Annotated in this window: 24 protein-coding genes; 14 read left to right on the top strand and 10 right to left on the bottom strand. The window is 48.8% G+C overall.

From position 1 onward, the window contains the following. Window positions 1-168: 168 nt before the first annotated feature. Entirely contained in the window at window positions 169-1,806 is a 1,638-nt protein-coding gene (locus HNR77_RS04535) for an ATP-binding response regulator (RefSeq protein ID WP_184181144.1), read from the bottom strand. Between the two features lie 526 nt (window positions 1,807-2,332). On the opposite strand from HNR77_RS04535, the gene HNR77_RS04530 reads away from it, so the two are divergent. Together HNR77_RS04530 and nrdG are read left to right on the top strand one after the other, a co-directional pair. Continuing rightward, on the top strand, window positions 2,333-4,294 hold the full coding sequence (locus HNR77_RS04530; protein ID WP_184181141.1) for an anaerobic ribonucleoside triphosphate reductase: 1,962 nt from the start codon (window positions 2,333-2,335) through the stop codon (window positions 4,292-4,294). After that, window positions 4,291-4,800, top strand: a complete 510-nt coding sequence (nrdG, locus tag HNR77_RS04525) for an anaerobic ribonucleoside-triphosphate reductase activating protein (RefSeq protein ID WP_184181139.1) — start codon at window positions 4,291-4,293, stop codon at window positions 4,798-4,800. Before HNR77_RS04530 ends, nrdG begins: the two co-directional genes overlap by 4 nt. 110 nt (window positions 4,801-4,910) lie before the next feature. Here nrdG and HNR77_RS30155 read toward each other — a convergent pair whose 3' ends face one another. Together HNR77_RS30155 and HNR77_RS04520 are read right to left on the bottom strand one after the other, a co-directional pair. Then, complete coding sequence (locus HNR77_RS30155; RefSeq protein WP_260410288.1) at window positions 4,911-5,042, bottom strand: hypothetical protein; 132 nt, start codon at window positions 5,040-5,042, stop codon at window positions 4,911-4,913. Window positions 5,043-5,047: 5 nt separating this feature from the next. Then, window positions 5,048-7,879 carry a glycoside hydrolase family 3 C-terminal domain-containing protein gene (locus HNR77_RS04520; RefSeq protein ID WP_184181137.1) on the bottom strand — a complete coding sequence of 944 codons (2,832 nt, stop codon included), beginning with the start codon at window positions 7,877-7,879 and terminating at the stop codon, window positions 5,048-5,050. 381 nt (window positions 7,880-8,260) lie between these two features. Here HNR77_RS04520 and HNR77_RS04515 point away from each other — a divergent pair, with 381 nt between their 5' ends. The 6 genes from HNR77_RS04515 (at window position 8,261) to HNR77_RS04490 (ending at window position 13,138) form a co-directional block, all read left to right on the top strand. After that, on the top strand, window positions 8,261-9,805 hold the full coding sequence (locus tag HNR77_RS04515; protein WP_184181135.1) for an FAD-dependent oxidoreductase: 1,545 nt from the start codon (window positions 8,261-8,263) through the stop codon (window positions 9,803-9,805). A 338-nt stretch (window positions 9,806-10,143) separates the two neighbouring features. Further along, window positions 10,144-10,473, top strand: a complete 330-nt coding sequence (locus HNR77_RS04510; protein WP_184181133.1) for a PadR family transcriptional regulator — start codon at window positions 10,144-10,146, stop codon at window positions 10,471-10,473. Continuing rightward, complete coding sequence (locus tag HNR77_RS04505) at window positions 10,466-11,071, top strand: DUF1700 domain-containing protein (protein WP_184181131.1); 606 nt, start codon at window positions 10,466-10,468, stop codon at window positions 11,069-11,071. The genes HNR77_RS04510 and HNR77_RS04505 overlap by 8 nt, the downstream gene beginning before the upstream one ends. After that, complete coding sequence (locus tag HNR77_RS04500; RefSeq protein WP_184181129.1) at window positions 11,068-11,973, top strand: DUF4097 family beta strand repeat-containing protein; 906 nt, start codon at window positions 11,068-11,070, stop codon at window positions 11,971-11,973. The genes HNR77_RS04505 and HNR77_RS04500 overlap by 4 nt, the downstream gene beginning before the upstream one ends. A 129-nt stretch (window positions 11,974-12,102) precedes the next feature. Continuing rightward, window positions 12,103-12,822, top strand: a complete 720-nt coding sequence (locus HNR77_RS04495) for a 3-ketoacyl-ACP reductase (RefSeq protein ID WP_184181127.1) — start codon at window positions 12,103-12,105, stop codon at window positions 12,820-12,822. Between the two features lie 118 nt (window positions 12,823-12,940). Next, entirely contained in the window at window positions 12,941-13,138 is a 198-nt protein-coding gene (locus HNR77_RS04490) for a hypothetical protein (RefSeq protein WP_184181125.1), read from the top strand. Window positions 13,139-13,396: 258 nt separating this feature from the next. Here HNR77_RS04490 and HNR77_RS04485 read toward each other — a convergent pair whose 3' ends face one another. Beyond that, window positions 13,397-13,945 carry a helix-turn-helix domain-containing protein gene (locus tag HNR77_RS04485; protein ID WP_184181123.1) on the bottom strand — a complete coding sequence of 183 codons (549 nt, stop codon included), beginning with the start codon at window positions 13,943-13,945 and terminating at the stop codon, window positions 13,397-13,399. A 249-nt stretch (window positions 13,946-14,194) separates the two neighbouring features. On the opposite strand from HNR77_RS04485, the gene HNR77_RS04480 reads away from it, so the two are divergent. The 4 genes from HNR77_RS04480 (at window position 14,195) to HNR77_RS04465 (ending at window position 17,721) form a co-directional block, all read left to right on the top strand. Next, window positions 14,195-14,872 carry an alpha/beta hydrolase gene (locus HNR77_RS04480; protein WP_184181121.1) on the top strand — a complete coding sequence of 226 codons (678 nt, stop codon included), beginning with the start codon at window positions 14,195-14,197 and terminating at the stop codon, window positions 14,870-14,872. Next, on the top strand, window positions 14,869-15,642 hold the full coding sequence (locus tag HNR77_RS04475) for a DODA-type extradiol aromatic ring-opening family dioxygenase (RefSeq protein ID WP_184181119.1): 774 nt from the start codon (window positions 14,869-14,871) through the stop codon (window positions 15,640-15,642). The genes HNR77_RS04480 and HNR77_RS04475 overlap by 4 nt, the downstream gene beginning before the upstream one ends. Before the next feature lie 296 nt (window positions 15,643-15,938). Further along, window positions 15,939-16,547, top strand: coding sequence for an SMI1/KNR4 family protein (locus HNR77_RS04470; RefSeq protein WP_260410287.1), 609 nt, complete (start codon window positions 15,939-15,941; stop codon window positions 16,545-16,547). A 169-nt stretch (window positions 16,548-16,716) separates the two neighbouring features. Further along, on the top strand, window positions 16,717-17,721 hold the full coding sequence (locus HNR77_RS04465) for a cation diffusion facilitator family transporter (protein ID WP_184181115.1): 1,005 nt from the start codon (window positions 16,717-16,719) through the stop codon (window positions 17,719-17,721). 136 nt (window positions 17,722-17,857) lie between these two features. Here the strand turns inward: HNR77_RS04465 and HNR77_RS04460 are convergent, their stop codons facing one another. Continuing rightward, window positions 17,858-18,445: an NAD(P)H-dependent oxidoreductase gene (locus tag HNR77_RS04460; protein WP_184181113.1), complete on the bottom strand. Its 588-nt coding sequence runs from the start codon at window positions 18,443-18,445 to the stop codon at window positions 17,858-17,860. Window positions 18,446-18,579: 134 nt separating this feature from the next. On the opposite strand from HNR77_RS04460, the gene HNR77_RS04455 reads away from it, so the two are divergent. Further along, window positions 18,580-19,614, top strand: a complete 1,035-nt coding sequence (locus HNR77_RS04455; RefSeq protein WP_184181317.1) for an AraC family transcriptional regulator — start codon at window positions 18,580-18,582, stop codon at window positions 19,612-19,614. A gap of 186 nt (window positions 19,615-19,800) precedes the next feature. Beyond that, window positions 19,801-20,301, top strand: a complete 501-nt coding sequence (locus HNR77_RS04450; protein ID WP_184181111.1) for a hypothetical protein — start codon at window positions 19,801-19,803, stop codon at window positions 20,299-20,301. A 366-nt stretch (window positions 20,302-20,667) separates the two neighbouring features. Here HNR77_RS04450 and HNR77_RS04445 read toward each other — a convergent pair whose 3' ends face one another. From HNR77_RS04445 to HNR77_RS04425, 5 genes are all read right to left on the bottom strand, one after another. Further along, window positions 20,668-21,192, bottom strand: a complete 525-nt coding sequence (locus HNR77_RS04445; RefSeq protein ID WP_184181109.1) for a hypothetical protein — start codon at window positions 21,190-21,192, stop codon at window positions 20,668-20,670. 251 nt (window positions 21,193-21,443) lie between these two features. Beyond that, window positions 21,444-22,517, bottom strand: a complete 1,074-nt coding sequence (locus HNR77_RS04440) for an ABC transporter substrate-binding protein (protein ID WP_184181107.1) — start codon at window positions 22,515-22,517, stop codon at window positions 21,444-21,446. After that, window positions 22,514-23,323, bottom strand: a complete 810-nt coding sequence (locus tag HNR77_RS04435) for an ABC transporter permease (RefSeq protein ID WP_184181105.1) — start codon at window positions 23,321-23,323, stop codon at window positions 22,514-22,516. Before HNR77_RS04435 ends, HNR77_RS04440 begins: the two co-directional genes overlap by 4 nt. Next, a complete protein-coding gene (locus HNR77_RS04430) occupies window positions 23,307-24,131 on the bottom strand; it encodes an ABC transporter permease (protein WP_145404555.1) in 825 nt (274 codons plus the stop codon). Before HNR77_RS04430 ends, HNR77_RS04435 begins: the two co-directional genes overlap by 17 nt. Further along, window positions 24,121-25,230: an ABC transporter ATP-binding protein gene (locus HNR77_RS04425; protein ID WP_184181103.1), complete on the bottom strand. Its 1,110-nt coding sequence runs from the start codon at window positions 25,228-25,230 to the stop codon at window positions 24,121-24,123. Before HNR77_RS04425 ends, HNR77_RS04430 begins: the two co-directional genes overlap by 11 nt. Window positions 25,231-25,359 lie beyond the last annotated feature (129 nt).

The raw sequence follows: 25,359 nt of genomic DNA, 5'->3' as shown, positions 1-25,359 counted from the left end.
TTCCACATCCTATTGTAACCTAACTGGAGTGATGTGAAAACGCTTGCAGTAATGAAAGCAACAAAGGAGAGCACTGAAGAACACATTCAGATTGAATGTGCCGCTTTGTGCCTCCAGACTCCAGGAACCGACAAAGATATTCGCCGAGCAGCTCATCGATAACCGCTTCTATGGCAAAATACTACTTAGTGCATTCAACAGTTCGGTCTGCCTTACCGGTTTGGTTAATACGGCATCAAAAGCCTGCGTTTCATGCAGATCCATATGCATCCCATAGGGGACAAGCATAATGACAGGCAGAGCTTCAACTTGCCGTTTCAAGTCCATAACGAAATCGTCCGTAATTCCTTCAGCCAGCCCCATGTCCACAACGGCAACGTCCGGCTTGAAGCCTTCTTTGAGCCACTGGTAAGCAACAGCGGAATCAGAAGTCATGTGCACATCCATCTCCCATCTGCGCATCAAAGAGGATACACCCTGCAACATATCAGGGTCTTTGGCGAGCAGCACTTTTTTCCCTTTTAATCGTTGCTGTACACTGGTGACTTGTGGCAAATCCCAATATCTGCGCAAGGGAAGGTAAATTTGAAATTCGGTCATCATCCCATCAAGCGCATTCACCTGAATGCGCCCATGCATCAAAATGGCCAGGTTCTGACTGACAGCCAGCCCCAGATTACTGCCAATGAGCTTCTCCGTGCTTATGGTCTCCGTTTTGGCAGTGGATGCACGCAGACGATTGTCCGATATCATCTGTCCTGTATATCGAACCCGAAGCAGGAGAACATCTGTATCCCCGTTTGCCTCTTCATTGAGATCACCTGTCACAAGCACAGCACCCTCCCGGGTGGAATCCATTGCGTATTGAATGACATGACCGAGCAGCTGACCAAGCTTGATCTCATCGCCAATGAAAACCTGGGATACATTCAGATTCAGGTTTAACCCCAGTTCTATATTTTTGCTGGTTGCTGTACCGGCATAAAGATAGACCGTGTTCTCAATTGTGCTGACCAGATCGAAGGGGTCATCATGAATCACCGTTTTGCCAGCATCATTCGTGTTAAAGTTCATCATATTGTTAAGCAGCGAGAGCAGAATGTTGCCGCTCGTTTCGATCATGTTGACATACTCGGCTTGTTCCTCCGACATATCGGGAGTGCGCATCAGATCCGTTAATCCCAAAATTCCGTTCAGCGGATTACGAATCTCATGGCTCATCAGCTTCAGCATCTGTGTCTTGGTCAACGCTTCGGATTCGGCACGTTCTTTCTCCGCTTGCAGCTTCTCCTGCAATTGTTCTGAATCGCTCAGCTTCTGCTCCTGAGCCCGAAGTGCACTCTCCAGATCAACCACATATCCCAGAAACAAGGCCATCGCTTCCAGGGTCTTCATGTCCTTCTCATGGATCACGTATCCTGGGTCATCCATTATGCATATTGTGCCGAAGGCTTCACCTGATCTTCGCATGATCGGCAAACCCACAAAAAATCGGTTCCCCAGTCCAGTCGTAACATCCATTGAACGTGTGACAGAATGCTCACAGGTATCCTGAATCGTAACAACACTGCCGTTATCCTTCAATACCAGGCTGCAATAGGATTCCATAAATGGAAGTGCTGCACCTTTAACAACTAATTCCTCCTTGCGGTTGAAGGCTTCGAGAATGACATTGGTCACTCCGTCATTCGTGGCTACGAAGATGGTATTCACTCCTAATATGCCACTTAATACGTCCACAATATGGGCCGCTGCTTCTTCAATGTTTTTATAGAAGCCTTGGTGTCTGCCTTCTACCGTCCCCATGATCCACCCCACTTTGCTTGTCTTGGCTGCTATACTTTAATTCACGAATCAGAATATTGCATCACATTCAGAGCTCTAACAAATCCGAACAATTGTCACAAACTATACTTATATGTTTAACACCACAGAAGTATAAGAGAATCATACTGATATCCATAATCTGTTTTATCATTAAGGCTTTTTTTAAAGCACTCCAATAAAGCGTTTGTACAAAACACCCCCATAAAGCGTCTCTGTACGCGTACTTTAATCTATGATCTCTGACGTGGATGTTTATACTTGCAGGATAAGTAGAGATTATACGCCTCCGCTTGAATTTTGGAAACCTTTAAACCCGCATCAGTTCAAGGCAAATGCTGCCTCCTCATTAGGAGTGTGATGATAATCACACCCAAAAATCCACATATAGTTTATAAATGGATAATATCAATCTACATCTAGTATATAACATCCATATTTAACGTATATAACGCAAACGTTTATAGGCTTATACAATCTCAAAAAATCCATTTAGGAGGCACGTTACATGACTATGCTTGAGTATACCGCACCACCGGCACCTGATCTATTATCCGACCTGGGAAGACGTATTATTGGCGCTGAAGATGCTGATACGCTGAGAGAGAATGCCAATCTGAACGGAGATTCCTTCAGCGGAAAAATGAGCAGGCTCGGTTCGGAGACGGCAAAATGGCATGCGATGCGTCATGTGCTGCCTGAGGCGCTTGCAGAAGCCGTTGAACAAGGGGATCTGTATGTGCATGATCTGGATCAGTACGCCCTTGGCACAACCAACTGCATCTTTATTCCGTTTGATCGGCTGCTGGCTTCCGGCTTCAATACAGGCAATGGCTCCGTCCGCACACCACAGACGATTATGTCAGCCATGGCCCTTGTCGCTATCATCTTCCAGTCCCAGCAAAACAGTCAGTACGGCGGTGTGTCTGCCAACAAGATCGACTGGGACCTCGCCCCTTATGTGAAGCGTTCATTCGTCAAACATTTTCGCAAAGGGCAGCGGCTCTTTAACGAACCTGCCGTCATTACAGATGAGCAGCTGCATCTGGACAGTACGGCAGCCAAGCAGCAATGTCCACGATCCTTTGCGTTTGCCTGTGAAGAGACTGAAGTCGAGACTGGACAGGCAGCAGAATCTCTTATACATAATCTCAATACGATGAGCAGCCGGGCAGGGGGCCAGATTCCTTTTACCTCGCTCAACTATGGAATTTGCACCTCGGCAGAAGGACGGCTCGTCTCCCGTTCCTTGCTGGAGGCCACGATTCGGGGACTGGGTCATGGGGAAACACCTGTGTTCCCACAGCATATCTTCCAGTGCAAGCAGGGTGTTAACCAGGCTCAGGGTGACCCCAACTATGATCTGTTCCGCTTGGCGGTAACCTGCTCCTCGCGGCGCATGTACCCTAACTTTGTCAATGTGGATGCTTCGTTTAACTTGCCTTATTACCACCCGGAGGACCCGGATACAATTATTGCAACGATGGGCTGCCGCACACGTACCCTTGCGGATCGGTTTGGACGGAATCGTCAGAGCGGCAAAGGAAATCTCTCGTTTAACACCGTTAACCTGGTCAAATTGGGCATTCGGTATGGTATCTGCCGGGGAAACCGGGCTGTCGCGGATCGGGAAGGCTTCTACGCGGCATTGGAAAAGGTCATGCATACGGCAGTGGATGGCTTATTGCACCGATATGCCATTCAGACAAAACAGCCCGCCAAATCATCTGATTTCATGATGCGGGAGGGGGTGTGGGAAGGGGGCGAGCAGCTCGACCCCAATGAACCGGTAGCGGATCTGCTGAAGCACGGAACGTTATCGCTTGGTTTTATCGGGCTGGCTGAGTGTATGACGGCCATGTATGGACGACATCATGGACAGGATATGCATGTGCATCGCGAAGCGCTGAACATCATTCGCACGATGAGAGAATTCTGCGATCACATGAGTGAGCACCATAACCTCAACATCACCCTGTTTGCTACTCCAGCAGAAGGCTTGTCCGGCAAATTCACCAAGTTGGACCGGGCACAATACGGCCCCATCTCTGGCGTAAATGATCGTGAATATTATACCAACTCGTTCCATATTCCGGTCTATCATAACCTTCCGGCCTACCGTAAGATCGAGCTGGAGGCTCCGTTCCATACCTTGTGCAACGCTGGAGCGATCTCTTATGTAGAGCTTGATGGCAATGTGCGGGCCAACACGGCAGCTTTTATGCGCATCGTGCAGTATGCACTCGCACAGGATATCGGTTATTTTTCCATCAACCACCCGATTGATCGCTGCCCTGAGTGCGGGTATGAGGGGGTTATCGGGGATATCTGTCCGGGATGCGAGGTTCATGAAAATGATGTGCACTTCCAGCGCCTGCGCCGCGTAACTGGCTATCTGACAGGTGACTATAAAGTACGCTTCAATGCTGCGAAGCAGGCCGAGGTGCGGGATCGGGTGAAGCATCGGTGAATCTCTACGGTTACATTCCCGAGTCAGTCAATGAAGGCACGGGCCTGCGCGCTGTATTGTTTATCAGCGGATGCAGACACGCTTGCCCAGGCTGCTTCAGCTCGGACTCATGGAGCTTTCGAGCCGGTGAACCCTTTACGGAAGAGCGACAGCAGCAGATTTTGCAGGAAGTGACGACCCATCCCCTGCTGGATGGCGTGACGTTATGCGGCGGTGATCCCTTTTTCTCCGCATCAGGCTGCAGCCGCTGGGTTCGACAGCTCCGGGAAGCGCGTCCTGACCTGACGGTGTGGGCTTATACGGGATTCGATTACGAGGAACTCGTCACCGATCCGGGAAGAGCCGAGCTTGCACAGCTATGTGACGTCATTATTGACGGACGTTACCTTGTAGCTGAACGCGATGTGTCCCTGCCCTTCCGCGGAAGCCGGAATCAGCGTTTAATCGATGTGCGTGCCACCCAAGCCGCCGGAAACATCGTTACATTGCAGCTGGATGCAGTGTAGCGATGTTTTTGTTGTCTCGTCATAACAAAAAGCAGGCTCTGCCACATTTAAGTGTTCAGAGCCTGCTTTTATATAGCTGTATTGTAGGTTACCTGTAATAACCTGCTTTGTTACACCTGGAACCTCTGTATCACCTGATTCAACTCGTATGCCAGGCTTCTCAGCTCTTCGGACAAACTGGATACTTCCTGCATCAAAGCAAGCAGCTTCTCTGAAGACAGAATCCCCTCATCCATTGGCAATAATTTTAACGAATCTCAAAATGACAAACGCGCACACCTGCTGACATCAGCAGATAGACATCCTGTACTCCCGCTGGAGCGGTAAGCTCAGCCTTCACCGTAGACCACTGTTGTGCCCCGCTTGCTGTCAGCTCTGCATGCCCTGCGAGTGTGCCGTCCGGCGCACCCAGCCTCACTTCCAGCACAGCTCCCGGCTGTTCTGCGGATACACGCGCTTCGAGGACAGATGCACCATTGCCAAGGTCTGCATCCTTGAAGGCAATCCATGCCTGTTCTCCGGTCACGCGGACGGCTGTTCCGCCTTCTTTGCACTCATCCAGCTCCACATTCCGGTAAGCATCATAGTTCCCGGCCCTTGTGGTCACACTCAGATTACGTGCAGGGATGGTCTCTCCTGCAACCTTCAACTCTGCTACCATCTGCACATCCGAAGAGGACTTGGCAGCCATGATGGAGTAGATGCCCTCCTCCACAACATACCGATCACGCGTAACGTCCCAGATCGCCAGCTCCTGAACAGGAAGGTCAAAACGTACAGTTGCCGTTGCCCCCGCTTCAATATGCAGGCGGCGGAAAGCCTTCAGCGTTTTCAGCGGGCGTTTCACACGGGACTTGCCTGCACGTACATACAGCTGCACCACCTCGTCACTGGCAATCGAACCCGTATTCGTCACGTCCACGCTAATCTTAACCTGCTCATCCGGACCAGCCTCCGCAGGGGTTACCTGCAGATTGCTGTATTTAAACGAAGCATAGGTGAGCCCGTGTCCGAACGGATACAACACATTTCCTTCAAAATACTGATACGTACGGCCCGACTGGATAATGTCATAGTCCTTGATGTCCGGAAGCTGATCTTCTGATTGAACCCATGTCATGTTCAACCGGCCTGCCGGTGCATAATCTCCATACAGCACATCCGCCACTGCGTTACCCAGCTCTTGTCCTGCATGTGACGTATACAAAATCGCAGGAATGTTCTCCTGAACCCAGTTGCACGTAAAAGGATAGCTGCCAACGATGACAACAATCGTGTTCCGATTGGCTTCGTATACGGCCTGAATGAGACGCTGCTGGGATTCAGCCAGGTCCAGGCCGGGGCGGTCAATCTCTTCCTTACCGTTGACAAGCGGGTTATTGCCGACAAATACAATCGCAGTCTCCGCTTCCTTGGCTGCGGCTACAGCTTCCTCAACTCCATCCACTACGACATTGCGCTGGAAAGTCTCGGCTGCACCGAAGGTTTGCTGCTCTTGGCATACCTTGAGGGCATCGTGACCCTCATTTGCTGCTGTCACGATTTTGCCATTCCATGTCGTCAGTCCCACACTGCCATCCGGCTGCGGAAGAAGGTGGAACACTTCTTTTACGAACCATCCATATACTTCACTTGCTGACGCCATAACAGACTCTTCATCTGTCGTTACATATTTGCCATTGCTCTCGGCCTGCAGGGTACAGCTGCCAAAACCCCAATCCGTCACCCGGAACGTCTCCGCATCCTCCGAGGCTTTAACCACCATCTCTGGTGAGCTCTCGGCTCTGACAAGCCCTATTTTCTTGCCGCTTGCTGCTGATGTAAGTGTGATGCGATCGTCACCGTCTCTAAACGTCACATTGTCACTCCCCACCTTGCTGCGGATGCCGTCTACAGGGGAAACACGGTACGGCAGCGTTCCCGCATACCAGTCCCGGTATACCGTACCTCCAAGCTGACCAATCACAGCCACCTTGCCTGCTTTGGTCTTGTCCAGCGGAAGGATTGCATTGTCATTTTTAAGCAGCACCACTTGCTCTCTTGCCGCTCGAAGAGATAGCGCCTTGGCTTTATCTGTCATCATGGCTTCCTCGCCAATGGCAGCATACGGATTGCCTTCTTCCGGGTCAAACTCGCCCAGACGGAACCGGACGCGGAACGTGTTAAACAAGGCCTTGTCGATATCATCCATCGTAAGCAGCCCCTGCTCCAGCCCTTCACGAAGGGCTTGCTTGGACAGCTCCGCATCATCGGTGATGCTGTCGATGCCTGCTTTGACCGATTCCACCGTGCCCGGTGTATGAGAATCATAGTAATGGTGATCATTTTGGATACCCATCACGTCGCCGGCGTCACTAACGATGAAACCGTCCATGCCCCACTCCCCTTTAACAATCTCGTTCACATAAGGATGAAGGAGAGCCGGTGTACCGTTTATCGAGTTGTAGGCCGTCATCATCGACTGTGCCCCGCCCTCCTTAAAAGGCTTCTCGAACGCTTTCAAATAATATTCACGCATATTACGCGGATCAATGCTGGATGAGCCGCTGCCCCGGTCCACTTCGTTGTTGTTGCCAAGGAAATGCTTGAGCGTGGCCACTGCTTTGTAATACTTGGGATGATCGCCCTGAATGCCCTTAACCAGCGCTGTGGTCAGCTCCGCTGTCAGTTCCGGGTCCTCGCCGTAAGCCTCTTCATTCCGTCCCCAGCGCGGATCACGCTCCATGTCCACCGTGGGCGCCCACAACGTAAGACCGTTAACGGCGGGATTTCGTTTGTAAAATACACGTGCCTCATCTCCAATTACAGAGCCGATCTGCTGCAGGAGTTCCGTATCCCACGTACATGCCAGCCCGACAGGCTGTGGGAAGGATGTCGCTTCACCAAGCCAGGCCAGACCATGTGCAGCTTCGGTTCCATGCTTGTAGGCTGCAACGCCCAGACGCTCAACGGCTGGCTGGTATTGCAGCATGGATTCTATTTTTTCATCAACTGTCAGACGGGACACCAAGTCCTTCACCCGGGCATCGAGCTCAAGATCTGTGTCTTGAAACGGATATTTCGTTTGATGAGTTGTCATGTGTGATCTCCTTCGATAAATGAATTTATCATCGTTATGATAGCGAATACATTTTAAAATGTTAAAAACAATTGTATCTCTTGAATTACATCTCTGAAATATACGTTAAAACCTCATCTAAAAGCACTAAATTCAGAATGAAATCAATTATACGCAATTAACCTAAAACGATTTCGATAATCCTACTATAAAACATATTGACCCAAAAAAACAGAGGTTCTTCTCAGGAAAATATAAACCTTCCTCCCGTTAAATATGCGTATACTCGTTTTTTTCCGGCACACTCTGGCAATCCTGATGAGAAAGCACAAGGACACAGGCCCCTTCATGCCTTAATGTCCTATATCATGGTCTGATCAAGATCGAGGAGGAAGAGAATCAATGAGTGACAATGAGCCGTTAAAAACAAATCTCCCGCCAGCTCCGGAGTCTCTATGGCGTGCAGCCAATACATTCGATACCTATCCCAAGCTGACAGAAGATACTACGGCAGACGTAGCTATTATCGGAGCGGGAATTGCAGGCATTACAACAGCCTATCTGCTTGCACAGTCCGGGCTGAGCGTGGTTTTGCTTGAAGCGGGAAAAGTGCTTGACGGTACGACTGGTCATACGACAGCCAAAGTATCCGCACAGCATGGAATGATCTTTGATGAAATTATGCATCACTTTGGGCATGAACAGGCACGGATGTACTATGAAGGCAATGCCGCGGCCGGGGAGTGGATGCGCAAGCTCGTCAAGGAAAAGCAGATCGAATGTCAATGGGCCGATGAGGATGCCTACGTCTATATTCAGTCAGAAGATAACATCAAAAAGCTGGAGGTCGAGCTGACCGCTTACGGCAAGCTGGGTATTCCCGGAGAGTGGGCAGACCCGCTCCCCATCCCGGTTCCTTCCAGAGCAGGGATTCGCATGCCCGGACAAGCCCGTTTTGATCCTCTTGCCTACCTGCACTACCTTTTGACATCAGCTGTCAAACAAGGTGTACGTATCTATGAGCATACAACCGTAACCGATGTAGAGGAAGAAGCTTCACTGCGTATCAGAACATTTGGCGGCTCATTTGTCACAGCAGAGCATATCGTGGTCGCTTCTCATTTCCCTGTATACGATCCGGGGTTTTACTTTACCCGGCTGCATGCCGAGCGTTCCTATGCAGTAATGGTTGAACCTGAGAAACCCTATGCAGGAGGTATGTACATCTCAGACGATAATCCGGCCCGCTCACTCCGCGCTGTCATGCATAACGGCAAAGAGCATATTCTCTTCGGCGGGGAAAACCATAAAACCGGACAAGGCATCTGCACCTTCGGACATTATGAGCGGCTGGAGCAATATGCGGCGGAAACTTTCGGTATTCGCAACATCCCGTTCCGCTGGTCCGCACAGGATCTCATCTCCATTGATAAAGTGCCTTATATCGGACCTATTACCGGGAGACATGAACAAATCTATGTGGCTACCGGTTTTGCCAAATGGGGGATGACCACAGGCACTATGGCTGGACATCTGCTGGCTGATCGCATTAACGGGCGGGTTAATCCGCATGCAGACGTTTTTGATCCGGCAAGATTCAAGGCTGACCCGGGCATCAAAAACTTTATAGTGGAAAATGTAAATGTGGCGAAGGAGTTAATTGCTGGCAAGGTCGGCATCGTACACAAAAATATAAACGAGCTTGGCAGCGACGAGGGCGCAGTCGTGCGTTATAACGGCAAACGTGCTGGTGCCTATAAAGATAACAGCGGCAAGCTGTTCCTTGTGGATACAACCTGCACCCATTTGGGATGTGAGGTCGAGTGGAATAAAGGCGAGCGTTCCTGGGACTGTCCATGTCACGGCTCGCGCTTCAATTATGAAGGCCATGTCATTGAGGGACCTGCGATAGAAGACCTTCCCCTCCTGGATGTGCAGGAGCAGTGATTCTTTGAGCAGACTTAACTGACTAGAACATCCATATCAGGACTTCAGCCTTTAACATGTACATGTACGTTCACTCCCTACCCCATCTTTGTGAAACGTACGTCTCCACGCGTACATTTCATCTCCTAGACCGGATCGGTTCTCCGTCTCCAGACGGAAGCAAACGATCCGGTTTTCTCGTATGCTGGATTCTATAGGTGAGCAGCAGCAGCCAAAAATGATTCAGAACTAATTTATAGACACTACCTTGCATTAAATAGTACCGGGTGCTATGATGACTCCAACACTACTGAATAATACATACTAGTGATCATTGGATCAACCAAGGAGGAACCTGTGTGAACGTAAATATCCAGTTCAAAAAAGGAGTGCTGGAGCTGTGCGTCCTGGTCTTGATCCATCGTCAGGATCGGTACGGCTATGAACTGGCTCAGGCGGTTTCCAAACATATCGAAGTGGCCGAAGGTGCACTATATCCTTTGCTTCGCCGGCTGGTGAATGAGGGGTACTGCACGACCTATCTTCAAGAATCAAGCGAAGGCCCTCCACGCAAATATTATCGCTTGTCTGATAAAGGCCGTGAATATATGACGGCACTATCAGCGGAGTGGAACGCCTTTGTGCGCAGCGTGACCAATCTAATGGAGGAAGGAAATCAAGATGAATAAACAACAATTTATGCAGACGATGGCACTGTATTTACGTCCGATGGACGAAGCCGAACGAGCTGAACTGCTTGCAGATTATAATCAGCATTTTGCCCTTGGACTGCATGAAGGCAGAACCGAAGAAGAGATCGCCCGTGAACTGGGGCACCCGGAGCAGATTGCACGAGAAGCGCTCGGTGACCGTTATGATGCATACATGCATGCTGACTTGCCTGATACTGACCCTTTCTACGCATCAACGTTCAAAGAGATGAAACCCGCGAGCAATCCTACAAAAGCCACAAGGAATTTCTTCACAGCTGTCGGGCTGCTTTTCCTGAATCTGATGTTCGGCATCCCCATCGGTTTAACCCTGTGGTCGGTATGGCTCACCATTGCAAGCATGTCTTTGCTGGCTCTTGCCCCTGTCGCTGCCGCTGTAGATGCTCTATTTCTGAGTCAACTTGAAAAAGCAGAAATTTTTGTAGCTATTGGCCTGTTTGGTCTCGGCATTCTTTTTGCGATTGCATCCAAATATGTTTTCAGAGCATTCAAAGTCCTTACTGTAAGCTACATTCGATGGAATCAAAAAGTAATGAAAGGGGATGCTCCTGCATGAGCACTAAAAAATGGCTGGCACTCGCAATCATCTGTATCGGAATAGGTTTGTTTGGAACGTCTATGTACGGCTTTCAGTTCGGAGATGAACGGGAGACATATAGCAAACGGTGGGATTTCAAGCCTGGAGAGCTGCAGAATGTCCGAATGGATGGCGACTTTAATGCGGATATCGAATTTATGGTCAGTTCAGATCAGAATGCGTATATCGAAGTGGATGGCAAATGGGATCAGGGCGTAATCAAAAGCTTCGAACAAGCGAAATTTGCCAATGGTACATTTGAGCTCTTGCAAAATCAGCGGACACGCTGGCAATTTTTCAGCCTAAATTGGAATGAACAGGATGCCCGCATTACGGTAGCTGTGCCCAAGGGATATCCACTGAATGACGTTGCCTTGAAATCCTCTTCAAGTGACTGGAATCTGACCGGGTTGAACGCTCAATCACTGGAGATGAAGAACTCGTCAGGCTCTATTCGTTTACAAGAATTAAACGTTCCCAGAATCGAATTGTCACTCACCTCTGGAGACATCGCAGCTTATACCATTCATGGCGATATGACGGTCGAACAGACATCTGGCAGCTTCAATGCAGAACAGGTTACGGGAAAAGTGAACAGTCAGATTCGTTCAGGAGATATCGAGATCACCCGATTAAACGGCGCCGCTAATGTTGAATTCACCTCGGGCAGCATATATATCGAGCAGTCACAATCTGCTCCCGTAAATGTATCAGGAACATCGGGAGATATCTTCATCCAGGCAGCGCCTGATTTTGACGGTATTTATGATGCCAGAGCTACTTCAGGTGATGTTGACGTGCCCGAATCGCCGATGGTAAGTCAGGAACTGATCAAGGCACGTACAACCTCTGGCAGCATCAGGATTGTGCAGTCACGCTAGATTGTATTGTGCAGTTAAGTTAGGTTATTTTATACAGTTACGTTAGGTTATAATGACGCATATTTCCGATCGTTGGGTAAAGTATAGTATAATCAAAAGCCAACCCAAATGCTGAGGAGGATTATTTTCATGCAACTTAAAAATAAAACAGCCATTATTACTGGAGCAGGTAAAGGCATTGGCCGTGCCATCGCTGAAGCACTTGCCAAGGAAGGTGTACATCTTGGACTGATTGCCCGCACAGCTTCCGATCTGCAGGCCCTGCAGGAGTCTTTAAGCCAGGAGTATGGCGTGAAAGTAACAAGTGCAACAGCCGACATCTCCGATCGTTCACAAGCCGAAGCCGCTGTAGCAGCGATTGAACTGGAACTTGGAGCGGTCGATATCCTGATTAACAATGCAGGTATCGGCAGCTTTGGTACGTTGCTGGATATGGACCCTGAAGAGTGGGAACGCATCCTGCATGTCAATGTAATGGGTACATACTACGTGACACGCGCCGTTCTTCCAAGCATGATCAAGGAGAGCAGCGGCAGCATCATTAATATTGCTTCTACTGCAGGTGAGCGTGGATTCGCTACAGGCTCTGCTTACTGCGCTTCCAAATTCGCAGTACTTGGCATGACCGAATCCCTGATGCAGGAAGTTCGCAAATCAAATATTCGTGTAACGGCACTGACACCAAGCACGGTGAATACTGAACTCGCTGTGAATGCCGGACTGAAAATCGGAGATGAGGATCGCATGATGCAAGCTGAAGACGTAGCCGAGCTTGCGCTGGCAACACTCAAGCTCTCCGACCGTGTCTTCGTGAAAGCGGCAGGTATCTGGACAACGAATCCACAGTAAGCATAGCTTCAAGTGAAGATTTGCCTTGTTTGTTTATGACACCACCAACCAGCGTTCGGTTCGGTGGTGTTTTTGTTTATGATATAATAAAGCATACATTGATATTGGGGGTTTCAAGATGTTTGAGAATCGAGAACAGCTCCAGGAAATTTTAAAAAAGGCGAATCAACATGCACGTAAACAGGCTAAAGAGTCAGGTGCCTCTATTTATTATATAAAGGATAACAAACGCGTTCGTGAGGATGCTGAAGGTAATAAATTCGAAATTAGATATGATGCTGCTGGAAAACGTCAGGAGCTTGAGTACCATGAGTGAAATCAGACCAGTTATGACTGTGTTTGCTGGAACCAATGGAGCGGGGAAAAGCACACTCAGAGTTGGATACTGAAGCTCGAGAGAATCGAGAAAATTTCAAGGCATTTTGCTATTTCATTTAGTTCATCAATTGAAAACTATATCTATTAGGTGAGGGATATGGATATGTCCCTCACTTTTTTATTTTTGTAATACGCGTGATTTATATCTCAACTAACAAAAGAAGGCGTTGCCTACCATGTTTCTCTCCCCCTGCACTTATGTATCCAACAGATGATCCAGCTCCAACTCCTTGGATACCGCAATCAAGACTACCGCTGGCTCATCACCAATATTGGTAACCTCATGAGGTACGATCGCATTCCACGTAAATGAATCACCCGCTTCCAGCGTTTCCTCATCTTCTCCCTGCTTGGCTCGAATCACCCCTTGCATCACCAGATGGCTTTCCTCTCCCGCATGTTTGCTGATACCTGTAGAAGCCCCTGGCGGCAGTTCTACTATCGACATGCGCATGGCACCCTTAGCGGTCAACTGCTGAACCTTGATCTGCCCGCTGCCTGCTGTAGTCTGCTTGCGTTCATGCTTGCGCACCACGTTCATACGCTGCTCCGGTGTTAACAACAGGTAAGGCAGCGGTACGTCGAGATAGTCCGCAATGCTTTCCAGTGTAGCGATGGACGGTGAGGTTTTGTTATTTTCCACGTTGCTGATAAAACCTTTGGACAAACCCGTACCCTCACACAACTGCATAATCGTAATCTGCTTCTGTTTGCGTATCGTTCGAATGGCCAAGCCAATATCCATGTGACCGCCCTCTCTTCTCTCTCATTTCTCGTGAACATCAAGTTCCCTTATACAAAACATATTTTCATCATACAAAAAAAGTGTTGACCCTACAATGAAATCATGATAAATTTTGTTCATCAATAAGAATATTATTTTCACATTAGTAAACTTTATGCTACAGATCTATTCGTGCCATCGGCGTTTAAGTTTTTTGTCTTATACAATTAACTCACACGTAACCCTTATTCCATCTGGAGGTGCATTGGTTTGAGTTCTACTTATATTCATGAGGTGAAGCTGCCTCCTCATTACGATAAAAACAAGCAGTATCCGGTTATTTTTGCGCTGCATGGCATGGGATCGGACGAACGGGACATGCTTCAGTTAATGGAGCCTTTGTCCTCCGATTTCATTATCATTGCCATTCGCGGTCCTCTTGTACAGGGCGGAGGATATGCATATTTCCAGATTAAAAGTATAGGAAACCCTATTCGCGAGCTGTACGATGCCTCGGTTCAAGGGCTACAGCAGCTCATCCTAAAGTTGTCAGCTCAATATGCGACCGATCCTGCTCGGCGTTATATTGCCGGCTTCAGTCAGGGCGCAATCATGGCGATGACGCTGTCCCTGATCATGGGGGATGCCATTAAAGGCATCGTTGCCATGAGCGGATACATTCCGCAGTTCGTAAAAGACGAATATACGCTGCAGCCTTCTCCCAACCTGTCCGCATTGATCTCACACGGCGATCAGGATCACCTTTTCCCGTTACATCTGGGCGAAGATAATGCTGCATTTTTCCGCAACCACACCGATCATGTCACTTATATGCCTTATCGGGGCGGTCATACAGTAACCCCTGAATTATATGCCAAACTCCAACACTTCCTTCGGACGGATGCTCAGGTAACTGCCGAAGATACGAAAGGAATGAACGAATCATGATGCCATCCCTGTTTATTGCTCATGGCGCGCCTTCACTGGCGCTGGAGGAGAATGTATACACTGAATTTTTGCAAAAGCTTGGACAGGAGCTGCCGAAACCGAAAGCCATTGTCCTGTTCTCGGCACACTGGGAATCGACTACACAGCTTGTATCGTCAGTCCCTGACACCTACGAAACCATCTATGATTTTGGCGGTTTTCAACCTGAGCTGTATCAGATCAAATATCCGGCTAAGGGTCATGCTGAGACAACGTCCGAGGTTGTGAAGCTGCTCACCGGAGCGGGCATTTCTGTGCAAACGGATGATACCCGCGGTCTGGATCACGGCGCTTGGGTTGTGCTGCGCCTGCTGTATCCTGAAGCAGACATCCCGGTGGTTGCCCTGTCCGTCAACCGTTATCTGACGGGTGAACAGCAGTATCAGGTCGGGCAAGCCCTTGCTGCGCTACGTGAACAGGATATTCTTGTCATTGGCAGTGGGGGTACGGTACACAATCTGCGCCGCCTGAACTGGGAAAGTCAAGGCGTTGATTCATGGGCCATGGAATTCGACAGCTGGATTCAGGATAAGCTGGAGCGCTGGGATACGGAATCTCTCTTCGCTTATGACAAGCTAGCTCCATCCGCTCAGGCAGCGGTTCCTACACCAGAGCATTTCGTGCCGCTTCTGCTGGCAATGGGTGCAGGTGATGAGAAGAAACAGGCCTCCCTCTTGTTCCGGGCGTATCAGCTCGGGAACCTGAGCTTGTCCTGCTGGAAATTTGAATAATAAGTTACATGTGAAAACGTGAGTTGCAGGGTTTCCCTGCTGCTCACGTTTTTTGGATTGTTTGGAGATGACAAACTACCGATGACACAGACCTCAGGTGCACTTTTACACATTCCCATTAGTTCATTCTATAGAGACACCACTTGGGTCTATAGTTTCTTGTACGTGCTTTTGGAGTAATTCTATACTAGTAGAGAGAAGATCATGCTGTAGATGAACCGCCTGAACCAACTGAGCTAGTCTGGATAAAACAACCGAATGATCTGAAAAATCACTCTCTCGGGGAGGAATGCATGATGTCAGAGCCGACGCCAGAACAACGTATGGATGAACTTATGGGTGAGCTGCTGGAGCTGCTGGAAGAGAAGGTGCAGGACGAGGAAAACCAGGAATTGCTCGAAGCCTACAGGGAACGTGAAGGGGCAGCAGACGAGGAGCTGGATGTGTTCGAGCAGCATTACGGCATTCGTCTGCCAGCAGATTTACGGGCATTTTACAAACGCAAAAATGGCAGCGGATATGCCTTTCATGTCCTGTTTCCAGGCGATGCGGCACAAAATGAGGACCACGTCTTCTATATGTTATCGCTGGAAGAAATGAAGCAGGAAAATGACGGTACGGTTGAGATTCGTATGCAGGATTATTTCACCCCGGAAGAGATGCATGAACTCGACCCCCGGATCAAGCCCTATCTTCATCAGAAATCGTGGATTATCTTTGGCAAGCTTGGAGGCGGCTCGCTGTATCTGATGCTGGATTTTGACCCGACAGAGCAAGGTACATACGGTCAGATCATTATGTTCGAGCATGACCCTGACTTTGTCTATTATGTCGCTCAAACGTTCACGGAACTGCTGGAGCAATCCAATCGCAATCTGCGTGAGCTGGAGAGGATTGAATATTAACTTGAGGTAACTGGAGAATGCCTATGTTGATCAGATGATGATATGACCATTTTTTCATAATGCTGGGAGATGTAAAGGCGGTTATAATAACATTTAGTGGAAATGCACAAGCTACCGGAATAAGGACTGTCTTTCTACATCAACTACATCTCTGGGAGGAACTACCGAAGTGGCTGAATTACCAAAGTCTGAGAGCTTTATGTCTCTCGTCAAAAAAGGAAACACATCCTCCGCTGTAGCCATGGCCGGAAACGCCATACTTGCGTTGTGTAAAGGAGGAGCCTTTATCTTCAGTGGCAGTGGCGCCATGTTTGCATCAGCAATGCACTCTCTGGCCGATGCTATTAACCAAGGGTTTGTTTTTGTCGGCAGTGTGTTATCCGAGAAGCAGCCTACACGCCGCTTCCCGACCGGATTCGGACGGGTCATCAACATTTTCTGCATGATTGCTGTCATTGTCGTGACCATCATGGCCTATGAAACGATTCACGAAGGTATTCATCTGCTCCGGCACCCTGCCGGGCACTCGGGGGATGGTCTGTGGATCAACATTGGCGTACTTGTGCTTAATATCCTGATTGATGGGGCTATCCTCATCAAAGCGATGAAGGAGATTCTCAAGGAAGCCCGTGCTCCTAAAGCAGCAGGCTTCGGACTCGTTCCAGCCGCAATTAAAAATGTAGGACGCGCGGCGCCTCCAACCCGCCTCGTATTTTACGAGGATGTCGTAGCTGTACTCGGGGCAACCCTTGCGCTGGTATCTGTCGTGGTTATTGCACTGACGAACTTTGCTTTGCTTGACGGTATTGTCACCACCATCATTGGATGTCTGATGATCGCCGTTGCTTTCCGTGTCGGCTATGACAACATGATTGGTCTGATCGGTGTCGCTGCACCGCAGGATATCGAGGACAAAGTGTCTCAGATCATTCTGGCAGACAGCCATGTAGCTGATATCCAGATGATGCGTATCGTTCAGGAGGGCCGCTATTACCATGTCGAGGGCCTGATTGAGCTGACGAAGGGACTCACCTTGGCCGATGCCGATGATATCAAATTCCGCATTCAGGAGAAGCTGATGCTGGACCCTGATATTGCCGATGCGGCGATCTCTATTATTGAGGATGACGGCGTAAGCAGCTGGGACAAAAAATCTTCGGACATTCAAAAATAAAGGGATCACTCACCATTCCTATAACCGCCGCTACATGGCATGAGATGATCAACAATCTATAAGGAAGACAAAGAGACGAAACAGGCGCCTTATCCTGTATCGTCTCTTTTCTTTACGTTCTACTCTCTTCCCGCAATTATCGCCCCTGCTTCATGCCCATTTGCATCACTTTATCCAGCCACTTCTGACGGAACGCCTCCGTAGACTTGCGGATCGGACTAACTTCGGTCACACGCACAGGGGACACCCCGCTGAATTGAAGGATATTGGATTTCATGATTCTGTGACCCGCGTTTCTGTATACCAGTGCATTGTACAAGCGCGGCGTGTCTGAAGTCACAATAAGCTGCGCAGATTTGCCCTTTAGCAATTTGTCCGAGAGTGGCGAATTATCGCGATATCTCATGGCAAATCCGGGTAGGAATATCCGGTCAATAAACCCTTTCAGGACAGCAGGCATCGTTCCCCACCACGTCGGATAAACAAACACCAGATGATCTGCCCAGCGAATCAACTCCTGTGCTTTCAGCAGATCAGGCTCCAGCTCTGTCCGCTGACGATAGCCGTACCGCAGATTAGGATTGAATTCGATCTCACTCAGATCGATCATTTCCACAGACGCTCCCGACTTTCTTGCCCCCTCTGCATAAGACGTTGACAGTGCTTTACAATAACTTTGCGGGTCAGGGTGACCGTTAATGATCAGAATTTTATTTGCATTCATCCTTGTGTTCCTCCTGTATAATAGAGTTCATAAAAGCCGATGAAACGGACATATCACAAGCATAGAATGAACGAAGGCATATACCAATGATCAACGGCGCTGAACCATTGCGGATTCGCGCAAACGGAGGAATTATGAAACATCTCAATCAAAGCGTCTCGATTAGCATGGTGTACCCCATTCTGAAAACGCTGGTGCACAAAGGTTTCGACCCCGAATCTTTTTTCAGAGACATGGCAATTGATCCTGTCATGACGGAGAACCCCGATGCAAGGATTCCCGTCAACGAACTGGAACGAATCATGCGTCGCGCCGCCGAGTATACAGATGATCTGTATTTTGGATTAAACCAGGGGCTAACGTTGGATTTTGCGGACCTGGGCCTGCCCGGATACGTCATGATGCATTCCAGAACGATCGGAGATGCGCTATCAGCTTATCAGCGGTATAACGATATTATATATAGTGGATTTCAACTGGAGTGGGAGATAAGTGGACCGGATGTAATCATTCAGCTGTCTGTACAAAATGACAATATGCCTATGTCCCGTCATTGTGTCGAGGATATGGCTGTTTCGTTGCTGCATCTGATCAACAAGCTGGCTAATCACCGGGCAGTCGTGAAAGAGGTGCTTTTCCAGCATGATGCGCCTGATGCTGCTGGTGACCTATCTCCTTACATCACTTCATTCGGGGTCACCCCTCAATTCGGTGCTGCTCACACGCGCCTGCGGTTGTCCCAGGATATTTTGACACAGCCTGTATTGTATTCGGATGCCAGGCTGCTGAAGGTTTTTGAGTCTATGGCCGAGGAGAGCAAAGCCGATTTGTATGCTTCCCAGCCCTTCTCAAGCAAGGTAAGCAGCTGGATTATGGAGAGTCTGCCCTCCTTCTTTCCCACATTACAGCATACCGCATCGCATCTGGGCGTGAGCATTCGCACACTTCAGAGCAGATTGCGTGAAGAGGGCACCACATTTAACGAAATTTCTGTCCAGGTACGGAAGCAAATCGCACTTCGATATTTACAACGAGGAACCTACTCTGTCGGAGATATTGCGTATGCCCTGCATTTTTCAGAGCAAAGTGCCTTTCAGAATGCGTTCAAAAAATGGACTGGACAAACCCCGGGACAATACCGGGCAAGTCTCGTCAAAACCGGGCTGTAACAGTCTGGATGCACGTCCAGTCGTTATAATTAATGATTACAGGCATCTAACCTAGACTTTAGTCTAGGTTAAGTTTAACGCCAAAGACGGAGGTTGTTGTTTTCCAGTCCATGGTATGCTGTGAATAACGAAAATCATAAATACATACGTACGGAACGATGATTCCATGTTAAAAGGAGAGACATTATGGCTAAACGTACAATTCTTGCACCTGTCCTGATTCTGCTTGGTGTATACCTCATTCTGAATCAAGGGGGCAGCCTGGGGCCGGGTACGATCTTTGCTACCTTCTGGCCCACACTATTTGTTATTCCGCTCGGACTGTTCTTTCACTGGCTGTACTTCTCCATGATCGGCCGAGGGGTCGGGCTGCTTGTTCCCGGTGGCCTGCTGCTGACCGTAGGTATCGTCTGTCAGATTGCAATGCTGTTTGATAACTGGGGTACGATGTGGCCGGGCTTCCTTCTGGCACCAGCTGTGGGTCTGTTTGAGCTCTACTGGTTCGGGGGGCGTAATAAATGGCTGCTCATTCCGATTAACATTCTGACGGTTCTTTCGCTGTTATTCTTCACTGTCATGTCCATCGGCTCGGTATTAAGCAACATGAGCTATGTTCAGCCTTTTGTGGCTATTGCGTTGATTGTGGGTGGGGCTTGGATCATCATGGGCCGCAAAAAGCATATGTAGTGGCAATGATATAAGATGTAGAGGCAGAATTACACTAGACCACTCCGCATGCAGAGCAATCTTTCGATCGCTGTTATCCCCAGATTTTTCTGAATCTCATATCATATGAGAAAATCCGGGGATAAAGGCGAACGCTTCGCTTCTCCATCTTATCTCTGCCCTCTCCGTTAACGTGTAATTACATACATCTGATATCGCACTTCCATGCTTTTGCTCTGGAGTAGGGTAAAAGAAAGGAACCTCCCCTGAATCATTCGTGATCAGGGGAGGTTTTGCGGTTATGCGGGTCCCACTGGCGTGGGATTATGATTGAACTTGAATTTGACTTCATTCGTGCCGATCATTACTGAAGGATTTTAGCTTGCTCTAATCGATCATTATAACCTTCCAATCCCCTGATGCATCCTTTTTAAAATTGTACATAATTCCCGTTTCCTTAAAGTTCTCTCCCACTTCAGACCCTTTTACCCTATATCTTACACCAACATCAATACGGTCTTTATCTTCCTGCTCTATTATGGTCGGTTTCCCTACAAACTGGTACCGATCCTGGGTATCCAGAAAGAAACGGTTACTTTCAAAATCCTTTTGGGATAGAAATGTTTTTTCAAAAGCAACAGCATCTTTTTTTACCATAGCGTTCATGTTACTTTCCAACGTTTGCAGCAGCTCCTTATATTTTTGTTCGTTCTTATAGGCAGAAACATCAATCATCACACCTTCTTGAAATGTATCTGCTCCTTTCTCTACGACCTTCTGCGGCGAAGACTGTCCGACTTCATCCGTATTCTTTGGCGTTCCTGCATCAGGATTCTGTTGGGAACAGCCGGCCCCAATAACGAGTAACAGCGTTAAGAGACAGATGCCAGACCTTTTTTTATTCTTTTTCATGCATTCACCTCCAAAGTTATATTTACAGGAACAAACAACATTTTTTATCTATAAGTTTACTGTGAATTCTGTGAGCTTTTGAGTAGCTTTTAATGAAGGTGCACGAAAAAAAACGACAATAAAAAGAAGCAGCCCCCATTGATGCAGGAGCTGCTTCTTTTTTGGCACATTATATCCACAAAGCTGGAGGTCAGCAGTCAGACATTTGTTGCTGGACTCTATCTGGCATTTTAGATGATCTATATTGCCAACTATTTGCTGTGCATTTTAAACTCCAGAAACAGGTCGTTATAATGCGACAGCATTTTTTTGCCCAGGTTGTTGTAGACCTCCAGCTTGCTTGTCAGCGTCTCGTCCGGGTAGAAGCGCTCATCCTGCGAGATATCCTCTGGCAGCAGCTTGAGTGCCTCCGCATTCGGTGTGGAGTATCCGACATACTCGGCGTTGCGAGCCGCATGGTCCGGGTCCAGCATGAAGTTAATGAACTGGTGTGCACCCTCTACATTTTTGGCTGTTTTCGGGATAACCATGCTGTCGAACCAGAGGTTGGAGCCTTCCTCCGGGACCTTGTAATCCAGCTTGTCGTTCTCATCCATAATCTCGGACGCATCGCCTGACCATACCAGCCCGACTGCCGCTTCTTCATTGGCGAGAAGCATTTTGATCTCATCCCCGACGATAGCTCTTACGTTTGGCGTCAGGGTTGATAATTTTTTCAAAGCAGCCTGAAGATGATCCTCGTTGGTATCATTGAGCGAGTAGCCCAGACTGTTCAGGCCCATGCCGATAACTTCACGAGCGCCATCAAGCAGCAGGATCTGGTTTTTCAGACGGGGGTCCCACAGGTCATTCCAGCTGTCAAACGTCAAATCACCCACCAGCTCCGGGTTGTACACGATACCAACCGTTCCCCAGAAATACGGGATGGAGAATTGGTTGTTTGGATCGTAGTTCAAGTTCAGGAACCGGGCATCGATATTTTTCAGGTTGGGCAGCTTGTTGTGATCGATCGGAACGAGCAGGTTTTCTTCCTTCATTTTGCTAATCGCATACTCGGAAGGAATCGCCACGTCAAATGTCGTGCCGCCCTGCTCAATCTTGGTCAGCATCGCTTCGTTGGAGTCAAACGTCTGATAGATGACCTTCATGCCTGTCTCAGCCTCGAATTCCTTCAATAGCTCAGGATCGATATAATCGCCCCAGTTGTAGATCGTCAGCGTGTTGCCGCCGGAATACCCCTGGCTTTTGTTGAGATAGGAAGCGAGAATCATCAGGGCAAAGGCGGCCACAAACACAAGTGCAAATGTCCGTACCAGCTGTTTCATGGACGCAGCCCCTTTCCTCCAGGTGGTATGCGTGTTGCCCGGCGGTTAATGAAGTAATATCCAACCACCAGCAGCACCGTGAGCAGGAACAGCAGGGTGGAAAGCGCATTGATAGACAGCGACACACCCTGCCTTGCTCTGGAGTAAATTTCCACTGAAAGCGTGGAGTATCCGTTGCCTGTCACAAAGAACGTTACAGCGAAATCATCGAGCGAGTACGTCAGTGCCATGAAAAATCCGGCAAAAATGCCGGGCTTCACATAAGGCAGCACGACACGCGTCAGTATCTGCCATGACCCTGCGCCGAGATCGCGAGCCGCATCCATCAGGGTTGGGCTCATCTCCTGCAGCTTCGGCAGCACCATGATGACCACAATCGGCACGCTGAATGCGATATGTGACAGCAGCACGGATGTAAAGCCCAGCTTGATGCCAATCATCGTAAACAGAATCAGGAATGATGCACCGATAATGACATCCGGGCTAACGATCAGCACGTTGTTCAGGGACAACAGCGTATTTCTAGTCCGTTTGCGACGCACATGATAGATCGCCAGTGCTCCTGCCACACCCAGAATGGTTGAAATGGCAGAGGACAACAGCGCGATAATAAACGTATTTAAAACGATAATCAGCAGCCGGGTATCCGCAAATACTTCCCTGTACCACTCCAGTGTAAAGCCTTCAAACCCGCGCATATGCCCGCCGCTGTTGAAGGAATAGAAAATCAAATAGGCAATCGGTGCGTACAAAATGGCAAATACGACCGCCAGATAGACGTTAGACAGTTTACCGTTTCTTCCCATTTCGCACCTCCTTCTTGCCTGATCCGGTCAGAAACATAATGACTGCCATGGCGATAATCAAAAAGACGGCAATCGTCGAGCCCATGCCCCAGTCCTGGGTGACAAGAAAATGCTGCTCAATCGCTGTACCCAGCGTAATAACACGGTTCCCAGCGATCAGACGGGTAATCATAAACAGGGACAAGGCCGGGATAAATACTGCCTGACAGCCCGATTTCACACCACTGAGCGTCAGCGGGAAAATGACTCGCCGGAACGTCAGCCAGGATGAAGCACCGAGATCCCGTGCAGCATAGATCAGGGATGGATTCATTTCTTCCAGCGCGTTAAAGATCGGCAGAATCATAAACGGAATGAAGATGTACACCGAAACAAAGATAAAGCTGAAGTCGGTGAACAAAATCTGCTGTGTGCCAATGCCCACCACTTCCAGCAGGGAGTTGGTCAGCCCGTACGTACCGAACAGGCCGATGAAGGCGTACGCTTTTAACAGCAGGTTGATCCAGCTTGGCAAAATAATAAGCAATAGCCACAGCTGCTTATGCTTCGTCCGGGTCAGCATATACGCTGTCGGATAAGAGATGAGCAGTGAGAAAGCCGTAATCAGAAACGCATACCAGAACGAGCTGAGCGTCATCTGCATGTACACCGGCGTGAAGAACCGCGCATAGTTGCCGAATGTGAAATTACCCTCCACATCAAAGAACGAATAATAGATCACCAGCAGCACAGGCGCTACAACGAACAACACCATCCATAACACATAGGGAATCAGATACGCATTGCGCGTGCCGGCTTTAGTCTGCATGAGCGGCCTCTTGGTAGGCTTCGAGTCGTCTGTCGAACTCTTCCTCGGTTTCATTGAAACGCATCACATGAATGGCTTCCGGGTCAAAATAAAGCCCGATGCGCGATCCCACGACCGCTTTCTTCGTGGAATGAATCAACCATTCGTTGCCTGCGTCATCGTAGGTCGAAATCTCGTAATGCACGCCGCGGAACAGCTGGGAATCCACCTTCACCTTGAGCTTGCCCTGTTCCTCCGTAGTAATCTCCAGGTCCTCTGGCCGAATGACAATCTCAACAGGCTCGTCCGGTTGCAGCCCCTGATCGACACATTCATACTGTGCGCCTGCGAATTCAACGACAAAGTCCTGCTTCATCTTGCCTGCCACGATATTCGACTCGCCAATAAAGTCCGCCACAAAGCGGTTAATCGGCTCATCATAAATATCATTCGGTGTGCCGCTCTGCTGAATGACACCGCTGTTCAGGACAAAGATTTCATCGGACATCGCGAGTGCTTCTTCCTGATCATGCGTGACAAAAATAAACGTAATGCCCAGCCGCTGCTGCAGCTCTCGCAGCTCATACTGCATCTCGGTACGCAGCTTCAGGTCGAGCGCCGATAAAGGCTCGTCCAGCAGCAGAATTTCCGGCTCATTCACAATGGCGCGGGCAATCGCTACACGCTGGCGTTGTCCGCCGGACATCTCACCAATCTCCCGGTTCTCGTAACCGGACAGATTGACAAACTTGAGCGCTTCGAGCACTTTGGTGCGAATCTCGGCTGTTTTCATTTTTCTAATACGCAGGCCAAAGGCTACGTTCTCAAATACATTCAAATGTGGAAATAATGCATAGTCCTGAAATACCGTATTTACCTGACGCTGGTGCGCAGGCACACGGTTAATCAGTGCACCGTTAAAATAAATGCTGCCCTCCGTCGGCTCCGCAAAGCCGGCAATCAGCCGCAATATCGTTGTTTTACCACAGCCTGACGGCCCCAGAAGGGTATAGAATTTACCCCGTTCAATCTCAAAGCTGACCGCCTTCAATACAGCCTCATCCTGGTCATATTGCTGCGTCACGCGTTCGAACCGAATGATCGGTTGTTGTTCTGACATGTTATCGTCGCCCCCTTATTCTTGAGGTACACCTTACTCTGTACACTAATAGAATACATTCCTGAATAACAAATGCCCATTTATTATATATGATTCAGGTATAACCGCAATGGTTTTGATGTAAACGCC

The organism is Paenibacillus sp. JGP012 (genome assembly GCF_014203995.1).
In the GTDB taxonomy this organism is placed as follows: Bacteria; Bacillota; Bacilli; order Paenibacillales; family Paenibacillaceae; genus Paenibacillus; species Paenibacillus silvae.
Note: the sequence above shows the minus strand (reverse complement) of the source record. Positions and strands in the feature narration are given on the sequence as shown.